Here is a 15,932-nt window from a genome sequence, read left to right on the forward strand (position 1 = left end):
ATTCACTTTATGTCATTACTTCAAAGCTGGAGATGGTACGGACCCAACGATCCGGTGACCCTGCAGGATGTGAAACAAGCCGGCGCTACCGGCGTGGTAAGTGCCTTACACCATGTGCCGCACGGCGCGGTGTGGCCCCTGGAGGAAATTCAGGAACGCAAGCGCATGATTGAGGAAAGCGGCCTTACCTGGGCCGTGGTGGAAAGCGTGCCCGTGCATGAGTCCATCAAAACCCGCACCGGCGATTATGAGCAATATCTGGAAAACTACCGCCAATCGCTCCGCAACCTGGCCACCGCCGGTCTCAAAATCATCTGCTACAACTTCATGCCGGTGCTGGACTGGACCAGAACCAACCTGGGGCTGGAACTCTGGAACGGCGCCAAAGCCCTTTACTTTGACTGGACCGACCTGGCCGTTTTTGACCTGTTTATCTTGAAACGCGAAGGCGCCGAGCAGGACTATGCTGAAAAAGTGGTGCAGCAGGCCAAGGAACGGCACGCGGCTTACACCCCGGAGAAACTGGCGGAACTGAGCGAGATCATCCGGATGGGCGTGCCCATGGAAGGCTACATTTCCTTGGAGCATCTCACCGAGAGCATCGGGATTTACAAGAAAATCGGCCATGCCGGACTGCGCGAGAACCTGGCGTATTTCCTGGAATCGATTATGGACGTTTGTGAGGAAAACGGCCTCAAAATGACCATCCACCCCGATGATCCGCCGTACCCGATTCTGGGTCTGCCCCGCATCGCGTCCAACCAAGAAGACCTGGAGTTTATCCTGAAGCGGGTAGACCGCGCACCCAACGGCATCTGTTTCTGCACCGGCTCTCTGGGCGCGGGCGGCCACAACAACCCGGTAGAGATCCTGAAATCCGTAGGGGACCGGGTGTACTTTGCGCACCTGCGCAACGTGCTGAAAGATGAAAATGGCAACTTCTACGAGTCTGACCACCTGGCCGGCGACGTGGACATGTACGGCGTCATGAAAGAGCTGGTGGCCATCAACCGCACCCGGCAGGAGCCTATCCCTTTCCGCCCCGACCACGGGCACCAGATGCTGGATGATCTGCACAAAGTCACCAACCCGGGGTATTCGGCCATCGGGCGGTTGCGTGGGCTGGCTGAGCTGCGCGGCCTTGAGATGGGCATTGAAAGAAGCATTTACGGGGCCACCTAATCCAACTTACCATGCAGGAGCGCATCCTTTCCACTTTACCCAATTCTTCTCGCGGTTTTTTACCTCCTGCCGGAGCCTTCCTGCAGGAGGATTTCCTTTTGCAGACCCGGTCGGCGCAGGAGTTGTACCACGGGTACGCCAAAGATCTGCCCATCATAGATTACCATTGCCATCTGTCGCCGGAAGCTATTGCCCTGAACCAGAATTATCCCAATCTCACCAGCATCTGGCTGGCCGGGGACCATTACAAGTGGCGGGCCCTGCGCACCTTAGGCGTGGAGGAGAAATACATCACCGGCGATGCCCCAGATGAGGAGAAGTTCCAGAAATGGGCGGCCGCCGTGCCGTACACCCTGCGCAATCCGCTTTTCCACTGGACCCACATGGAGCTGAAGAACCCGTTCGGGGTGAATCAACTGCTTTCAGAACGGAATGCGGGCGAGGTGTACAGGCACTGCAATGCGTTGCTTCAGAAACCGGAGTTTACGCCGCAGGGCCTGCTCACGCATTTCAACGTGGAGATGGTGGGCACCACCGATGACCCCACCGATGACCTGTCGTTTCACCGCCAATTAGCAGAAAACGGCTTCAAAACGAAAGTGCTGCCTTCTTTCCGGCCAGACAAGGTATTCCATCTCTCAGGCGGGGATTCTTTCAGGGAATACCTCATGCTTCTGGCCGGCGTTTCTGGCTTGGAGATCTTCAACCTGGATAGCCTGCTAGAGGTGCTGGAAAACCGGCTCAACTACTTCCATGCCCACGGCTGCCGCCTCTCGGACCATGGGCTCACGAGTCTGCCTATTGGGCAAGTGCCGGCCCACGAGTTGAACAAAGTGTTCACCGATGTGCTGCAGGGCAATGACCAAGAGGCCGCCCAGTACCAAGATGCCTTTGCCCGGTTTCTGCTGGTGGAGCTGGGCCGCATGTACTACCAGAAAGGGTGGGTGCAGCAATTCCACGTGGGGGCCATCCGGAACAACAACAGCCGCATGCTGCAGGTCAACGGCCCTGATACTGGGTATGATTCCATCGGGGACTATGGGCAGATTCTGAGCATGGCGGCCTTCTTCAACCAACTGGAGCAGGAGAACTGCCTCACCAAAACCATCCTCTACAACCTCAACCCCGCCGACAACGCGGCCTTCGCCACCATGATCGGGAATTTCCAGGGCGGCGGCATCAAAGGCAAGATGCAGTTCGGCTCAGCGTGGTGGTTCCTGGACAATCTGGACGGCATGAAAGAACAGATGAACGCGCTCTCCAACATGGGTCTTATCAGCTGTTTCGTGGGCATGCTCACCGATTCGCGCAGCTTCCTTTCGTACTCCCGCCACGAGTATTTCCGGCGCCTGCTCTGCAACCTGCTGGGCGAAGAGATGGAACGCGGGCTACTGCCCAATGACCTCCCCTGGATAGGGAAGATCGTGCAGGACATCTGCTACTACAACGCCAAAGACTATTTTCCCCTAAATTGATTTCCGCATGAATGCAGCCTCTTTCCTGAAAAACAAGCCTAAAACAGCGTCTACCCTGACATCGCGATGGCAACCTCTGGTCCTTTGCCTGGTCTTCCTGCTTTGGGCTCCCGCCGCTTTTGCCCTGGACGATGTGCGCTACATCACAAACCAGAAGAAAAACGATGCCTTTCCGCTTTTCACCGAAGGTAAATCTGCCCCATTTTTCGTGAGCGACAAGGATTTCACCGGCGTGATCAGAGCGTTGAAAGACCTACAGGCCGATGTGAAAAACGTCACCAAAGCAGAGCCGGCTCTGACCGTGGGGCAGAAGGCGCCCAAAGCCAAGACGCTGGTGCTGGTAGGTACGCTGGGCAAAAGCCCGCTCATTGACCAACTGGTGAAAAGCAAAAAGCTGGACGTGAAAGACCTGGCCGGCAAGTGGGAGACCTTTGTGGTGCAGACCGTAAAGAAACCCATGAAAGGCGTGGACGAGGCCCTGGTGATTGTGGGCAGCGACAAACGCGGCACCATTTACGGCATCTATGACGTGTCTCAGCAGATTGGCGTGTCGCCGTGGTATTGGTGGGCCGATGTGCCCGTAAAGCAGCAGGAGAACCTGTATGTGCTGGAAGGGCGCCATACCAAAGGAACCCCAGCCGTAAAGTACCGCGGCATCTTCATCAATGACGAGGCCCCGGCGCTTTCTAATTGGGCCAAGGAGCAGTTCGGCGGGTTCAATCACAAGTTCTACGAGAAGGTCTTTGAGCTGATTTTGCGCATGAAAGGCAATTACCTCTGGCCCGCCATGTGGGGCAGCGCCTTTAGCGACGATGACAAAATTAACCCGCAGACCGCTGATCTGTACGGAGTGGTGATGGGCACCTCGCACCATGAGCCGCTCGCCCGTGCCCATGACGAGTGGCGCCGGAACGGTGGCGGTCCCTGGAACTACAATACCAACCCCGAGAAGCTGCGCGAGTTCTGGACCGGCGGCATCAAGCGCATGAACGGCTTTGAGAACATCGTGACCGTGGGGATGCGCGGCGACGGCGACGAGCCCATGAGCGAGGAAAGCAACATCGGGCTGCTGGAGCGCATCGTGGCCGACCAACGGAAGATAATCTCTGAAGTCACTGGCAAAGATGCCTCCCAAACGCCGCAGCTGTGGGCCCTGTACAAAGAGGTGCAGGACTACTATGACAAAGGCATGCGCGTCCCTGATGACGTAACTCTGTTGCTGGCCGATGACAACTGGGGGAACATCCGCAAATTGCCAAAACCAGGCGAGAAACAGCACTCCGGTGGGTACGGCATCTACTACCACTTTGACTACGTGGGCGGCCCGCGAAATTACAAATGGTTGAACACCAACCCGATTCCGCGCATTTGGGAGCAGATGCACCTGGCTTACGAGCACAAAGCCGACCGCATCTGGATTGTGAACGTGGGCGACATCAAGCCCATGGAGTTCCCCACGGAGTTTTTCCTGGACTACGCCTGGAACCCGGAGAAGTGGCCCGCCGAGCGCCTGGAAGAATACACCCGTCTGTGGGCAGAGCGCCAATTTGGTGCGGAGCATGCCTCGGCCATCGCGGATATCCTGGCCAAGTACCCCAAGTACAACAGCCGCCGCAAACCGGAACTCCTGGCCCCAGACACCTACAGCCTTACCAACTACCTGGAGGCCGAAACCGTGGTAGAAGAGTACAACCGCCTGGCCCAGGAAGCAAACCGTATTTACCAGGCCTTGCCGGCCCAGTACAAAGATGCTTACTATCAGTTGGTGCTGTACCCGGTACAAGCCTGCGCCAATCTGAACGAGTTGCACGTGACCACCGGTCGGAACCGCCTTTATGCCCAGCAGGGGAGAGCCGCCACCAATGATTTGGCTGCCAAGGTGAAAAGGCTTTTTGACCGCGATGCCGCGTTGACCCAAACCTACCACAAAGAGATTGCCAACGGAAAGTGGAACCACATGATGTCGCAGACGCACATCAGCTACACGTACTGGCAACAACCCGAGAAGGACGTCCTACCCGAGTTGAAGCAAATCAACTTGCCTGCCGCCGCTGAGATGGGCGTGGCGGTGGAAGGATCTGACCAATGGTGGCCTCAGGCGAAAGAAGTGGCCGCGCTGCCAGCTTTCTCCCCTTACCAAAAGCAAGGCCATTACCTGGAGGTGTTCAACCGCGGGTTGCAGCCGTTTGATTTCACCATCAAGTCCAGCGCTCCATGGCTCAAAGTTTCACAGGAGCGAGGCACGGTAGCCAAAGAGCAACGCATCTGGGTAAGTGTGGATTGGGCCAATGTGCCTGCGGGGCCGCAACGGGCTACCTTGACCATTTCGGGTCCGAAAGGGAAAACCGTAACGGTCCATGCCCTAGTGGAACCGACCATATCTGCTGCTACGCAACAGGAAGGATTTGTGGAGGCCAACGGCTATGTCTCTATGGAGGCGGCGCATTACACCCGCGCCGTGGAAGGCAACAGCATTCAATGGAAACTCATCCCTGATCTGGGCCGCACCGCCTCCGCCATGACCACCCTGCCAGTTACGGCCCCTAGCCAGACACCCGGCGGAAACAGTCCGCACCTGGAGTACAAGGTGTACCTGCAGAAAGAAGGTCCTGTGAACGTGCAGGTGTTTCTGTCGCCCACGCTCAACTTCCACAATACCCAAGGGCTGCGCTACGCGATTTCCTTCGATGACGAAGCCCCGCAAATCATCAACATCCACACCGACAAATCTGAGCGGGAGTGGAACAAGAACGTGGCCAATAACATCAACCTGACGGTATCTAAACATCAGCTGAAAAAGCCGGGCGAGCACGTACTCAAGTTCTGGATCGTGGACGCTGGTGTGGTCCTGCAGAAACTGGTAATAGACACCGGCGGCTTAAAGCCCAGCTACCTGGGTCCGCCAGAAAGCGCTAACCTGTCTGCGACACAAGTGAAATAACTGTTTAGGGCATGTTTTGCAGAAAACAGACCCTAAACTAAACTAGTGGTAACGTAATGTTTGTACCAGAGCATAGGAAATTCTAAAGTCTAATGTTCCTTTCAGAGATTAGCCGATTAGAAGTAGATGTACTCAGCTTATTTAATATGTTAACTTTAGTGGCTGTAAGAAGTTGAACAGTAGCCAAAGCTTCCACAGCTCGAAATTTGATTTTTGATGGAAAGATACCCGTATGGTCTTGCCTTCGTCACCAAAAACGCCGTACTATAGTTAATTAGATTCCTGATTAGTTGGAGGATTGAAGGTAAATAGGTATAATTGTCATTAATACATTTATAAGTAACCTTTCGGGAATCAATTTATATTAAACGAACAAACCGGTTGTTTTCAGCCCTTTTTTCAAAACGAAACCTAAAACCATTTGCTATGAAGTTTTTCATTGACACGGCTAATTTGGCCCACATCAAAGAAGCCCATGACCTGGGTATTCTGGACGGAGTAACCACTAATCCTTCCTTAATGGCCAAAGAAGGCATCAAGGGAACCCAAGCCACGTTGGACCATTACAAGGCGATCTGCGAGATAGTAGACGGTGATATCAGTGCTGAGGTGCTTTCCACTGACTTTGACTCCATGGTAGAGGAGGGCGAAACGCTGGCGGCGCTGCACCCCAACATTGTGGTGAAAGTACCTATGATCAAAGACGGTCTGAAAGCCATCAAATACTTCTCTGACAAAGGCATTAAGACCAACTGTACGTTGGTGTTCTCGGCCGGACAAGCAATCTTAGCTGCCAAAGCGGGGGCTACATACGTGTCTCCATTCTTGGGCCGTGTGGATGACATTGGCTGGGATGGTGTTCAGTTGATTGAGCAAATCGCTAATATCTACGCCATTCAGGGGTATGAAACCCAAATCCTGGCGGCTTCTATCCGCAGCTCCCTCCACATTGTGAAGTGTGCCGAGGCCGGCGCGCACGTGTGCACCTGTCCGCTGGAGCCAATCTTGGGCCTATTGACCCATCCGCTTACCGCCAGCGGCTTGGCCAAGTTCGTGGCAGATGCCGAGAAGATGAAGGAGATTATGCAGGAACAAGAATAGTTCTTTTCACAGGAATAAGCTTATCAGTACAGCAGAAGACCTTGTACAGATGAGTAGGAAATCGGGCTCCGAAAGAGCCCGATTTTTTTGCGCCTAATTCAGCCGTTTAAACATTTATTTTTAAAAATCAGCTTTAAAATACCTGATTTGCCTTAAAGTCAACTTTAAGAAAATAATTGCCGCAGGTGAACGAATGCGAAGCTTAAGAAACTACCTTTAACAGAAAAAGGCTGCCTCCAATAGAGACAGCCTTTTTGGTATGCATTACATGAAAAAACAATTGGAGTGTTGACAAGACAACTCTAATTGGAAAATATGATACTGACCACCCAAGCAGCAGGTTTATCCTTCCTTTTGATTTTCATCAGGAGATAGCACTGGTTACTTTGCCACATAGGCGGTAAGAAGTAATTTTTTACAGACTAGATGAATCTGTTGATCAGGTTCTCCAGGTACTCCTGACGGCCGCTCTGCAGGGTTGGCTCACCTTGCTCAATGGCGTAGGCGCGCAGATCCTCTAGCTTCAGTTTGCCTTGCTCAAACTCTTGGCCTTTGCCGCTGTCAAAAGAGGCGTAACGCTCCTGGCGGATTTTGCTGTAGTCAGAGTTTTGAAGGATGTTGTCAGCGGTGATCAGGGCACGGGCAAAGGTATCGGCACCACCGATGTGGGCGTAGAACAGGTCAGCCGGATCAGTGGAGTTTCTTCTGATTTTAGCATCGAAGTTCACACCGCCGCCTTGCAGGCCACCGGCCTCCAGGAAGATCAGCATGGCCTCGGTCAACTCGTTCAGGTTGTTCGGGAACTGGTCAGTGTCCCAGCCGTTTTGGTAGTCACCGCGGTTGGCATCTACAGAGCCCAATACACCGGCATCGGCGGCAACCTGCAACTCGTGCTGGAAGGTGTGGCCCGCCAAGGTCGCATGGTTCACCTCGATGTTGATTTTGAAATCACCCAACAGGTCATGCTGACGCAGGAACCCGATCACGGTAGCGCAGTCGTAGTCGTACTGGTGCTTGGTGGGCTCCATTGGCTTCGGCTCAATGAAGAACGTTCCTTTGAAGCCTTGGGCACGGGCGTAGTCTTTGGCAGAGTGCAGGAAGCGGGCCAGGTGCTCCTGCTCGCGCTTCATGTTGGTGTTGAGCAAGGTCATGTACCCCTCACGGCCTCCCCAGAATACGTAGTTTTCACCACCCAAGGCGATAGTAGCATCCAACGCACCTTTCACCTGCGCAGCCGCGTGAGCCAGCACATGGAAGTCTGGGTTGGTGGAGGCACCGTTCATGTAGCGCTCGTGCGAGAACACGTTAGCAGTTCCCCACAGCAGTTTCACGCCTGATTCGGCTTGCTTCTGCTTCGCGTATTCCACCATGGTCTGCAGACGACGCTCGTTCTCCACCACGTCATTGCCAAAGTCTACCACGTCTACATCATGAAAGCAGTAGTAAGGCATGCCCAATTTAGTGATGAACTCAAACGCGGCATCCATTTTGGCTTTGGCGCGCTCAATTACATCTGAACTCTGGTCCCAGGCGAAGTTCAACGTTGGCCCTCCGAATGGATCAGAGCCGTTGGCGTTGAAGGAGTGCCAATAGGCCACCGAAAACTTAAGATGCTCTTTCAGGGTTTTGCCCGCCACTACCCGGTTCTCGTCATACCAGCGGTACGCCAACGGGTTGTCAGACTCCGGACCTTCAAACTTTATCTGTCCTATTCCTTTAAAGTATTCTGTGTCTACTAAGGTGTGATTTGCCATGGTTGTGAATGTATAAGGGTAAATAAATTAGTCTCTTAATTGTTTCAGTAATAAAGCTTTCCAGTCTTGGTACGAGGTTTCGTAGGCATCGGTCTGGGTTGGCTCAATAACTTTCAGGCGCTCAAAGCGGCTGAAGGCTTCCTGCGCCGAGGAGAACACCTGGGCCCCGATACCGGCACCCAAGGCCGCGCCCACGCTGCCGTCGTTCTGGTAGAGTTCCACCGGCACGTGCGTGGCATTCACGAAAGCCTCGGCAAAGAGCGGGCTCAGGAACATGTTCGCATTACCTGCCCTGATGACCTGCGGATTCATGCCGTTCTCGCGCATGATGTCCAGCCCGAAGCGGAAGGTGAAAGCGATGCCTTCCTGCACCGCCCGGAACACGTGACCTTTGGAATGGAGATTGAAATCAAGCCCGTGGAACTGCGCCCCAATGATGCGGTTGTTGAACACGCGCTCGGCCCCGTTCCCGAAAGGGAAGATACGCAGCCCGTTGCTCCCTACGGGCGCTTTCTGGGCCTCGTCGTTCATCTGGGGGTAGGAGAGGCCCTGGCCCATGTTTTCCTTTACCCAGCTGTTCATGATGCCCGTGCCGTTGATGTTCATGAGCACGCCCACGCGCTTAGACTCCGGGGTATAGTTCACGTGCGCGAAGGTGTTCACGCGGGACTGCGGGTCATACACCAACTGATCGCTCACGCCGTAGATCACACCCGAGGTTCCGGCCGTGGCCGCTACCTCGCCGGGGTTGAGCACGTTAAGGGAAAGCGCGTTGTTGGGCTGGTCGCCTGATTTATAGGCCACCGGTATGCCGGCTTTCAGAGACAGGGAAGAAGCGATCTCGGGCTTCACCTCGCCATGGGACGAAAACAAGGGCTTCACGGGTGGGATGATGTCTGGGCTGAACCCAAAGAAATTCATGACATCGGCAGACACCTCGTCTTTCTGGAAATCCCAGAAAATGCCCTCAGACAAGGCAGAAACGCTGGTGGTGATCTCGCCGGTCAGTTTCATGGCGATGTAGTCGCCGGGCAGCATGATCTTGTGGATTCTGCTGAACGTTTCGGGCTCGTTTTCCTTTACCCAGGCCAATTTGGCGGCGGTGAAGTTTCCCGGGGAATTCAGCAGGCGCGAAAGGCTCTGTTCCTGACCGATGTGCTCCAGGGCCTTCTGTCCGTAAGGGACCGCGCGGCTGTCGCACCAGATGATGGACTGGCGCAAAACCTCCTGGTTCTCATCCACAATCACCAACCCGTGCATCTGGTAAGCAATCCCAATCGCCCCAATGTCCTCAGGATTGTAGGCGCCCGAGGCGTTGGCTTTCTGGATGGCGGTTTGGGTATGCTCCCACCACATCTCGGGGGCCTGCTCAGCCCAACCCGGTTGCAAAGAGTTGATTTTGGACTCGGTTTCTGGAAACTGCGCCGAAACCAGACATTTCTGGGTGGCCGCATCTACCACCGATACTTTGATGGAGGAGGTACCTACGTCTATTCCTAATAGGAGCATAAAGGGCTTTGTTACAATGACATCAATTCAGGACGAGGGCTAGGAAAAACAGTTTCAGATTTTCTGCAGCGTTTCCCAAATGCCAACGTTGGCATAATTTTAACGGAAAATTCTGAGAATAGGAAATATAAGACGCAGAAACCCTCATTTTTAGTGAAAAAAACATTGATCCGGCCATAAGGGGAAAGTAATCCCTAGTTGAGTAAACGGCTTATTATGAGGAGTTTAAATATTAGCCAGTTTCCTAAATGGCAAAGTAGCGCCGGAATACCTGCATGTTTTAGGCGTGTTTAAGCAAAAACGTGCATAAATTGAAAAGAAATTGGGATAGCTTTAAGGACTTTTCCGGCAGGTAAGTATTTTTGGGCACACACAGCAGAGACATTGAAGAAAACAACCATACATGACATTGCGCGGGAGCTGGATGTGACCTTCTCCACGGTGGCGCGGGCCCTCAATGACCATCCGGCCATCAGTGCCGCCACCAAAGCGGCGGTGCTTGAAACGGCCAAACGCCTGAACTACCAGCAGAACAAACTGGCTTCCTCCCTGCGTTCCGGGCGCACCAACGTCATCGGGATCATTGTGCCCAGCCTGGACACCAGTTTCTTCAGTTCGGTGGTGCACGGCATTGAGAAGGTCATGAATGAGAACGGCTACAGCATGCTGCTGTACCAAACCGGCGAGTCACTGAAGCAGGAGCAGAAGGGGATTGAGACTTTTCTGCAGTCCCGGGTTGACGGAATCATCTCCTCGGTCTCCGGGGAAGTGGAAGGCCGCGAGTTCTACGAGCAGATCAGCAAGCGCCAGGTGCCGCTGTTGTTTTTTGACCGTGCCATCAACGAACTGCCCGTGCCTTCGGTGACCATCAATGACTACCAAGCCGGTTTTGTGGCTACGGAGCATCTTATCAAAGAAGGGTACAAGCACATTGCGCATTTCACCTCAGACCAGAACCTGACCATTTTCAAGGAGCGTTTCCGGGGGTATCGCGATGCCCTGCAGCAGTATGGCTTGCCAATGAACGAGGATATGATTTGCAAGGGCCGGTTGTCTTTGGAATTTGGGAAAGACTCGGTTACGCGCCTTTTAGAGCAGGAGAAAAACTTTGACGCCGTTTTTGCCGCTGAAGACTATACGGCCATGGGCGCCTTGCAGGTTCTGCTGGAAAGAGGCATTAAAGTACCCCAGCAAATGGGTGTCATGGGCTTTGCGAACGAGGCGTTCGGGGCGTTCGTGACTCCTTCGCTATCCACTGTGGACCAGCAGACCATAAGAATGGGAGAGGAGACTGCGCACCTGTTTCTGAAACTCATTGCGAACAAGGATTTCTACGGCACCACCCCAGAGCGCATCGTGCTGGACCCAATTCTGATTCCTCGGCATTCTTCGCAAACAGTGGAACCCAGATAAATTACCGGTCTCTGTTTTCGGGCTGATTTAGCTAAAAGAGGCTGGAAACAGCTTCTAAGAATAGCTGCTACCTGACAGCTTTGCTTTATTGGTGGTTCCTGATTCTAGGAGTGCTAGTTTATTCCCGTAAGTTTTGTTGTAAGCATCTATTTGTTCAGCGATAGTGGAAGAAGGAAGTTTACGGTAGTAGACTTGTTTATTCTTGGCTTAAAATTTATGTTAAGTACAGGCTTTTTCTTATAAGAATATAGAATCAGTTTGCGCAGTGGAAGGTGGAGATTACGCAAAACATACCGTAATTTTGTAGCTCTATGGGATTGTACATAACGTCGTTGGCATCGGGGAGTAACGGGAACTGCTATTACATTGGGAATGAGCAGGAGGCAGTGTTGGTAGATGCAGGTATTTCGTGCCGCGAAACCGAAGGGCGTATGAAGCGTTTGGGGCTGTCCATGGAGAAAATAAAAGCCATTTTTATTTCGCACGAGCACTCTGACCACATCAAGGGTCTGCCGGTGTTGGCGAAAAAATACCAGATTCCGGTCTACATCACACCGGCCACTTTGCAAAACCTACGCTTCGGGCTGGATTACCGCTTGGTGAATTCTTTTCAGGCCTACGAGGGGGTGCAGATAGGAGACCTTACCGTCACCGGATTCCCCAAGTTCCACGATGCCGCTGATCCGCATAGTTTCATCATCTCCGGCAACGGCATCAACGTGGGCGTGTTCACCGATATCGGGACGCCCTGTGATCATGTCATCAGACAATTTCAGCTGTGCCACGCGGCTTTCCTGGAAAGCAATTATGACGAGCAGATGCTGGAGCGCGGCCGGTACCCGTATCACCTCAAGGCCAGGATCAGGGGCAACCACGGGCACCTTTCCAATCGACAGGCGCTGAATTTGTTCACGGGCTACAAACCCGAGTACATGAGTCACGTGCTGCTGGGTCACCTTTCCAAAGACAACAACTGCCCCAAGCTGGTAAAGGAACTCTTCACCACTCACGCCGAGGGCACGCACGTGGTGGTGGCCTCCCGCTATGAAGAAACGCCCGTTTTTTTCATTGACGGCGCTCCGGTGGTGTACAACCCAGCGCCAGTCATCAAGACCAAGTCAGTTATAAAGGAAGTTCAGCAGCTGTCCCTTGAATTGTTTTAGGCCAAACCACAATGTTCATTTTAAGGCAGATTTTAGGAAGATAGCCTTAAAATTCTTCTTTCTGCAGGTTTTATAAGGTCACCATCTGAAAGGACTACAAGTGAATTTCTTGGTCCTTGGTCTCAGTTGAGAGCTATCGCCGTTGGCAAGTTTCGCTGTTTATTAAAACTAATAAAGCCTTAGGTTTCCCTGTTTCAGGCTCAAAATTCATCTGAGTTTTTGCTCCATATGTAGTTTATGCGCAGTTAAAATCTGGCTTCAATTCAGTTTTTCTGCGCCGGAAAGCGCTTGCCTCTAAGGTGGGCTATTTCACTTCTTACGCATTTTTGCCAACCCTAGAAATACTTCCTACGTTTTGATATCCATGTACCACATATTATAATCAAAATACTACTATGGACGCATCAAACTTAAAAGAAAAAGCAGACAACTTTAACCCAGACCATAAAGAAGGACCAGTAGCTCGTGCAATTGAAGAGTATACTGCCAAGTTGCCTTCAGATCTGTTCTTATGGGCTGCCCTTGGGTCAATGGCCGTATCGGCTACCTTGAAAGTGATGAAAAAAGATGACGAAGCGCTGTTCGTAGGGCAGTGGCCTGCGCCATTCCTGCTGTTGGGTCTTTACAACAAACTAGTGAAAGTAAAAGGCTCTGACGGCGAGAAAGACGGTCCTAACCGCCCGGCTGGTGCTAACGCCGAGATCAGAAACGCCGGACACTAATCCTTCGGTTTAGCTGTAAAAGACAAAGGGGAAGCTTCGGCCTCCCCTTTGTCTTTTAAGCTTGTTTTAAGAAAAACAGGCCTGAAACGATTGGTATTGCTTAACCTAAGGCTGCGGCCTTTTTTTCGTGCCTCTGGTGGGTACCGCTGAGAGGGGATCATCGGGCCAGAAGTGTTTGGGGTAGCGGCCCCGCAGGTCTTTCCTGACATCAAAGTAGCCGGTGGTCCAGAAACTTCTCAGATCCCGGGTTACCTGCACCGGGCGCGAGGCCGGCGAAAGCAGGTGCATGAGCACGGGTACCTTGCCACCGCCAATCCGCGGAGTGTCCAGCATCCCGAAAACCTCCTGCAGCCGGACGGCCAGTATGGGAGTGCTGGCATCAGCATAGTTCAGCCCGATGCGCGAGCCGCTGGGAACCTCCAGGTGCGAGGGCGCCAAGCGGTCCATCTCCTGGCGCTGCTCCCAGGAAAGGTCCGCGAGCAGAATCTCCTTGAAATCCAGTTTGGCCACTTGCTCCAGGGTGCGTAAACCCAACAGGTGCGGCAAAAGCCATTCCTCCATCGTCGCTTCCAAAGCTTCTTCTGAGACGTCGGGCCACTGGTCCGGCGAGAGCTGGTGCAGAAACGCCAGCCGTTCGCGGGTTTTCTGCGCTTCCTCAGACCACGGCATCCGTTCAAGGCCTTTTTCTTTCAGGGCCTGCAGCAGCGCCTCCGCCACCAGTTCCTGGTTGGGGTTTGGCAAAGCTGACTCTTCCAGGGTCAAGGCGCCCATGCGCGTGATCTGTCGGGCGATGACTTTCTCCGTGGCCGCATCCCAGCGTACTTCCTCTATGCGCTCCAACTGGCCCGAAAAATGAGTGAGCAGCTCTTCCTTAGTAACAGGCGCCGCCGATAAAACCCGCGGCCGGGTGCCTAGCTCTAGATGCGCGATGGCGTAGAACTCGGCCTCCCCAAACAATTCTGTCTGCAAAGTGGCGCGCTGCCCCGAGATGAGGCGCACGCGTCCCGAGGTTTCCCGCTGGGCCAAACGATCTGGGTACGCTAAAGCAGTTAGAAGCCCGATGGCACCGTAGTTAGGGGAGGTTCTTTTGGTTTTTATGCGCTGCCGGAGGTTCTGGGCCTGTTCCCGTATTTTGCGGACGGTGTTGCCATCCACGGTATAACCCGGCGTGGGCGGTGATTGGCCGTCCAGCAACTCCAATCGAAGCGTAAGGTCCGGCAGCGGATCAGCGAAGGAAATCTGCATTGGTTTAAGGATATCGCGGTCCGAGAGCAGGGCGGCTACATCGCAGGCGGTGGCGCCTAACCCCAAGGCATGGCCGCGCACCACCAGATGGCCTAACCTAGGAGAAAGCCCCAAGGCTGCCAGGGCCTTCCCGTGGGCCGTGGCTTTGCCAGCTTTATCCAAGGCTTCCAGGCGAACCAGCAGGTCGCGGGCGAGGGAAAGCGCGGCGGCGGGCGGGGTGTCCAGCCACTTCAGGTCGGTGGCTTCCTGGGCGCCCCAGATGGACAATTCCAAGGCCAGGCCTGTTAAGTCTGCTTCGCAGATCTCCGGGGTTTGCCGGTCGGCGAGTTGGAGTTGATCGGCGGAGGACCACATGCGGTAGCAAACGCCCGGACCCAGACGACCGGCCCGGCCACGGCGCTGATCAGCGGCGGCCCTGGAGACCGGAATGGTAGCCAGCGTGGTCAATCCGATGCGCGGCACGAACTTGGGAACGCGCGCGAATCCGCCGTCAATCACCACTTTCACGCCTTCAATGGTCAAACTGGTCTCGGCAATACTGGTGGCCAGCACGATCTTTCTCCTCCCGGTTGGGGCCGGCCGGATGGCGGCCAATTGCTGGGTGAGGTTCAAATCGCCGTGCAGCAAGTGCAGGTCAATGGTGGAGGCCAGTTTCCCTTCCAGTGCCTGAGCCACGCGCCGCATCTCACCCATACCCGGCAAGAAAACCAGTACGTCACCCTCCGGTTCCTGATCCAGGGCTTTTCTGATGGATTTTGGTAAAAGGTTCGCTAAACGCTCGGCTGGTCTCTGACCAGCCGAGGCCATTTCCGCGGGGGAGAGGTAATGCGTCTCCACCGGGAACTGGCAGCCTTCGCTTTTAATCACGGGCGCTTCCAGCCAATTAGCGACGGAGGCAGCATCAAGGGTGGCACTCATGACCAGAATCCGCAGGTCAGGCCGGAGCACGGCCTGGGCATCCAGGGCCAAGGCCAAACCCACATCGGCCTGGAGGCTCCGCTCATGGAATTCATCGAAGATAATGGCCGCTACACCCTCCAGGGCCGGATCGCTCTGAAGCAGGCGCGTGAGAATGCCTTCGGTAACTACCTCAATGCGGGTGTGCTGCGACACAATATGCTCCATCCGGACCCAATACCCTACGGTCTGGCCCACTTCCTCGCCCAGCAAATCAGACATGCGTTGGGCGGCGGCCCGGGCGGCTAGCCTACGCGGCTCCAGCATGATGATTTTGCCGCCGGCGCGCCAGTCCGCCTCCAAAAGAGCCAAAGGAACCAGCGTGGTTTTACCGGCGCCGGGCGGGGCCTCCAGCACAGCGCGGGAGTTGGTTTGTAAGGCGGTGAGCAGCCGCGGCAAGGCTTCTTTGACCGGTAGATCTGGTAAAAAGGAAAGGGAAGTAGTAGCTGACATGTCACCTCAAATTTCGG

10 protein-coding genes are annotated in these 15,932 nt (G+C 54.2%); 7 read left to right on the forward strand and 3 right to left on the reverse strand.

All coding sequences use genetic code 11. The features are described 5' to 3' along the window. The first annotated feature begins 9 nt into the window (after positions 1–9). The 4 genes from uxuA to fsa all read left to right on the forward strand — a co-directional run bounded on the left by uxuA (position 10) and on the right by fsa (position 6,699). Positions 10–1,182, forward strand: coding sequence for a mannonate dehydratase (gene uxuA / locus FOA19_RS10335; protein WP_149090756.1), 1,173 nt, complete (start codon positions 10–12; stop codon positions 1,180–1,182). An 11-nt stretch (positions 1,183–1,193) separates the two neighbouring features. Next, positions 1,194–2,657: a glucuronate isomerase gene (gene uxaC, locus FOA19_RS10340; RefSeq protein WP_149090757.1), complete on the forward strand. Its 1,464-nt coding sequence runs from the start codon at positions 1,194–1,196 to the stop codon at positions 2,655–2,657. A 7-nt stretch (positions 2,658–2,664) separates the two neighbouring features. Further along, positions 2,665–5,598 (forward strand): glycosyl hydrolase 115 family protein, encoded by a 2,934-nt coding sequence (locus FOA19_RS10345; protein WP_149090758.1) that lies wholly within the window; start codon positions 2,665–2,667, stop codon positions 5,596–5,598. Positions 5,599–6,024: 426 nt separating this feature from the next. Continuing rightward, positions 6,025–6,699 carry a fructose-6-phosphate aldolase gene (gene fsa / locus FOA19_RS10350; RefSeq protein WP_149090759.1) on the forward strand — a complete coding sequence of 225 codons (675 nt, stop codon included), beginning with the start codon at positions 6,025–6,027 and terminating at the stop codon, positions 6,697–6,699. Between the two features lie 422 nt (positions 6,700–7,121). On the opposite strand, the gene xylA is transcribed toward fsa, so the two are convergent. Beyond that, the gene (gene xylA / locus FOA19_RS10355; RefSeq protein ID WP_149090760.1) at positions 7,122–8,453 is read right to left on the reverse strand and encodes a xylose isomerase; all 1,332 of its coding nucleotides are present in this window, start codon (positions 8,451–8,453) and stop codon (positions 7,122–7,124) included. Positions 8,454–8,480: 27 nt separating this feature from the next. Beyond that, positions 8,481–9,962, reverse strand: a complete 1,482-nt coding sequence (locus tag FOA19_RS10360) for a xylulokinase (protein ID WP_149090761.1) — start codon at positions 9,960–9,962, stop codon at positions 8,481–8,483. 384 nt (positions 9,963–10,346) lie between these two features. Here FOA19_RS10360 and FOA19_RS10365 point away from each other — a divergent pair, with 384 nt between their 5' ends. The 3 genes from FOA19_RS10365 (at position 10,347) to FOA19_RS10375 (ending at position 13,260) form a co-directional block, all read left to right on the forward strand. Then, positions 10,347–11,375: a LacI family DNA-binding transcriptional regulator gene (locus tag FOA19_RS10365; protein WP_149090762.1), complete on the forward strand. Its 1,029-nt coding sequence runs from the start codon at positions 10,347–10,349 to the stop codon at positions 11,373–11,375. A gap of 311 nt (positions 11,376–11,686) precedes the next feature. After that, positions 11,687–12,538 (forward strand): MBL fold metallo-hydrolase, encoded by an 852-nt coding sequence (locus FOA19_RS10370; protein WP_149090763.1) that lies wholly within the window; start codon positions 11,687–11,689, stop codon positions 12,536–12,538. A gap of 395 nt (positions 12,539–12,933) precedes the next feature. After that, positions 12,934–13,260 carry a hypothetical protein gene (locus FOA19_RS10375; protein WP_149090764.1) on the forward strand — a complete coding sequence of 109 codons (327 nt, stop codon included), beginning with the start codon at positions 12,934–12,936 and terminating at the stop codon, positions 13,258–13,260. A gap of 105 nt (positions 13,261–13,365) precedes the next feature. Here FOA19_RS10375 and hrpB read toward each other — a convergent pair whose 3' ends face one another. Next, positions 13,366–15,915 (reverse strand): ATP-dependent helicase HrpB, encoded by a 2,550-nt coding sequence (hrpB, locus tag FOA19_RS10380; RefSeq protein ID WP_149090765.1) that lies wholly within the window; start codon positions 15,913–15,915, stop codon positions 13,366–13,368. Positions 15,916–15,932: the final 17 nt, after the last annotated feature.

This window comes from Rufibacter hautae (genome assembly GCF_008271695.1).
In the GTDB taxonomy this organism is placed as follows: Bacteria; Bacteroidota; Bacteroidia; order Cytophagales; family Hymenobacteraceae; genus Nibribacter; species Nibribacter hautae.

Bases quoted from the DNA above. Each gene is read 5' to 3' on its own strand.
- uxuA (WP_149090756.1), top strand. From the start codon at position 10: ATGTCATTACTTCAAAGCTGGAGATGGTACGGACCCAACGATCCGGTG.
- uxaC (WP_149090757.1), top strand. From the start codon at position 1,194: ATGCAGGAGCGCATCCTTTCCACTTTACCCAATTCTTCTCGCGGTTTT.
- FOA19_RS10345 (WP_149090758.1), top strand. From the start codon at position 2,665: ATGAATGCAGCCTCTTTCCTGAAAAACAAGCCTAAAACAGCGTCTACC.
- fsa (WP_149090759.1), top strand. From the start codon at position 6,025: ATGAAGTTTTTCATTGACACGGCTAATTTGGCCCACATCAAAGAAGCC.
- xylA (WP_149090760.1), bottom strand. From the start codon at position 8,453: ATGGCAAATCACACCTTAGTAGACACAGAATACTTTAAAGGAATAGGA.
- FOA19_RS10360 (WP_149090761.1), bottom strand. From the start codon at position 9,962: ATGCTCCTATTAGGAATAGACGTAGGTACCTCCTCCATCAAAGTATCG.
- FOA19_RS10370 (WP_149090763.1), top strand. From the start codon at position 11,687: ATGGGATTGTACATAACGTCGTTGGCATCGGGGAGTAACGGGAACTGC.
- FOA19_RS10375 (WP_149090764.1), top strand. From the start codon at position 12,934: ATGGACGCATCAAACTTAAAAGAAAAAGCAGACAACTTTAACCCAGAC.
- hrpB (WP_149090765.1), bottom strand. From the start codon at position 15,915: ATGTCAGCTACTACTTCCCTTTCCTTTTTACCAGATCTACCGGTCAAA.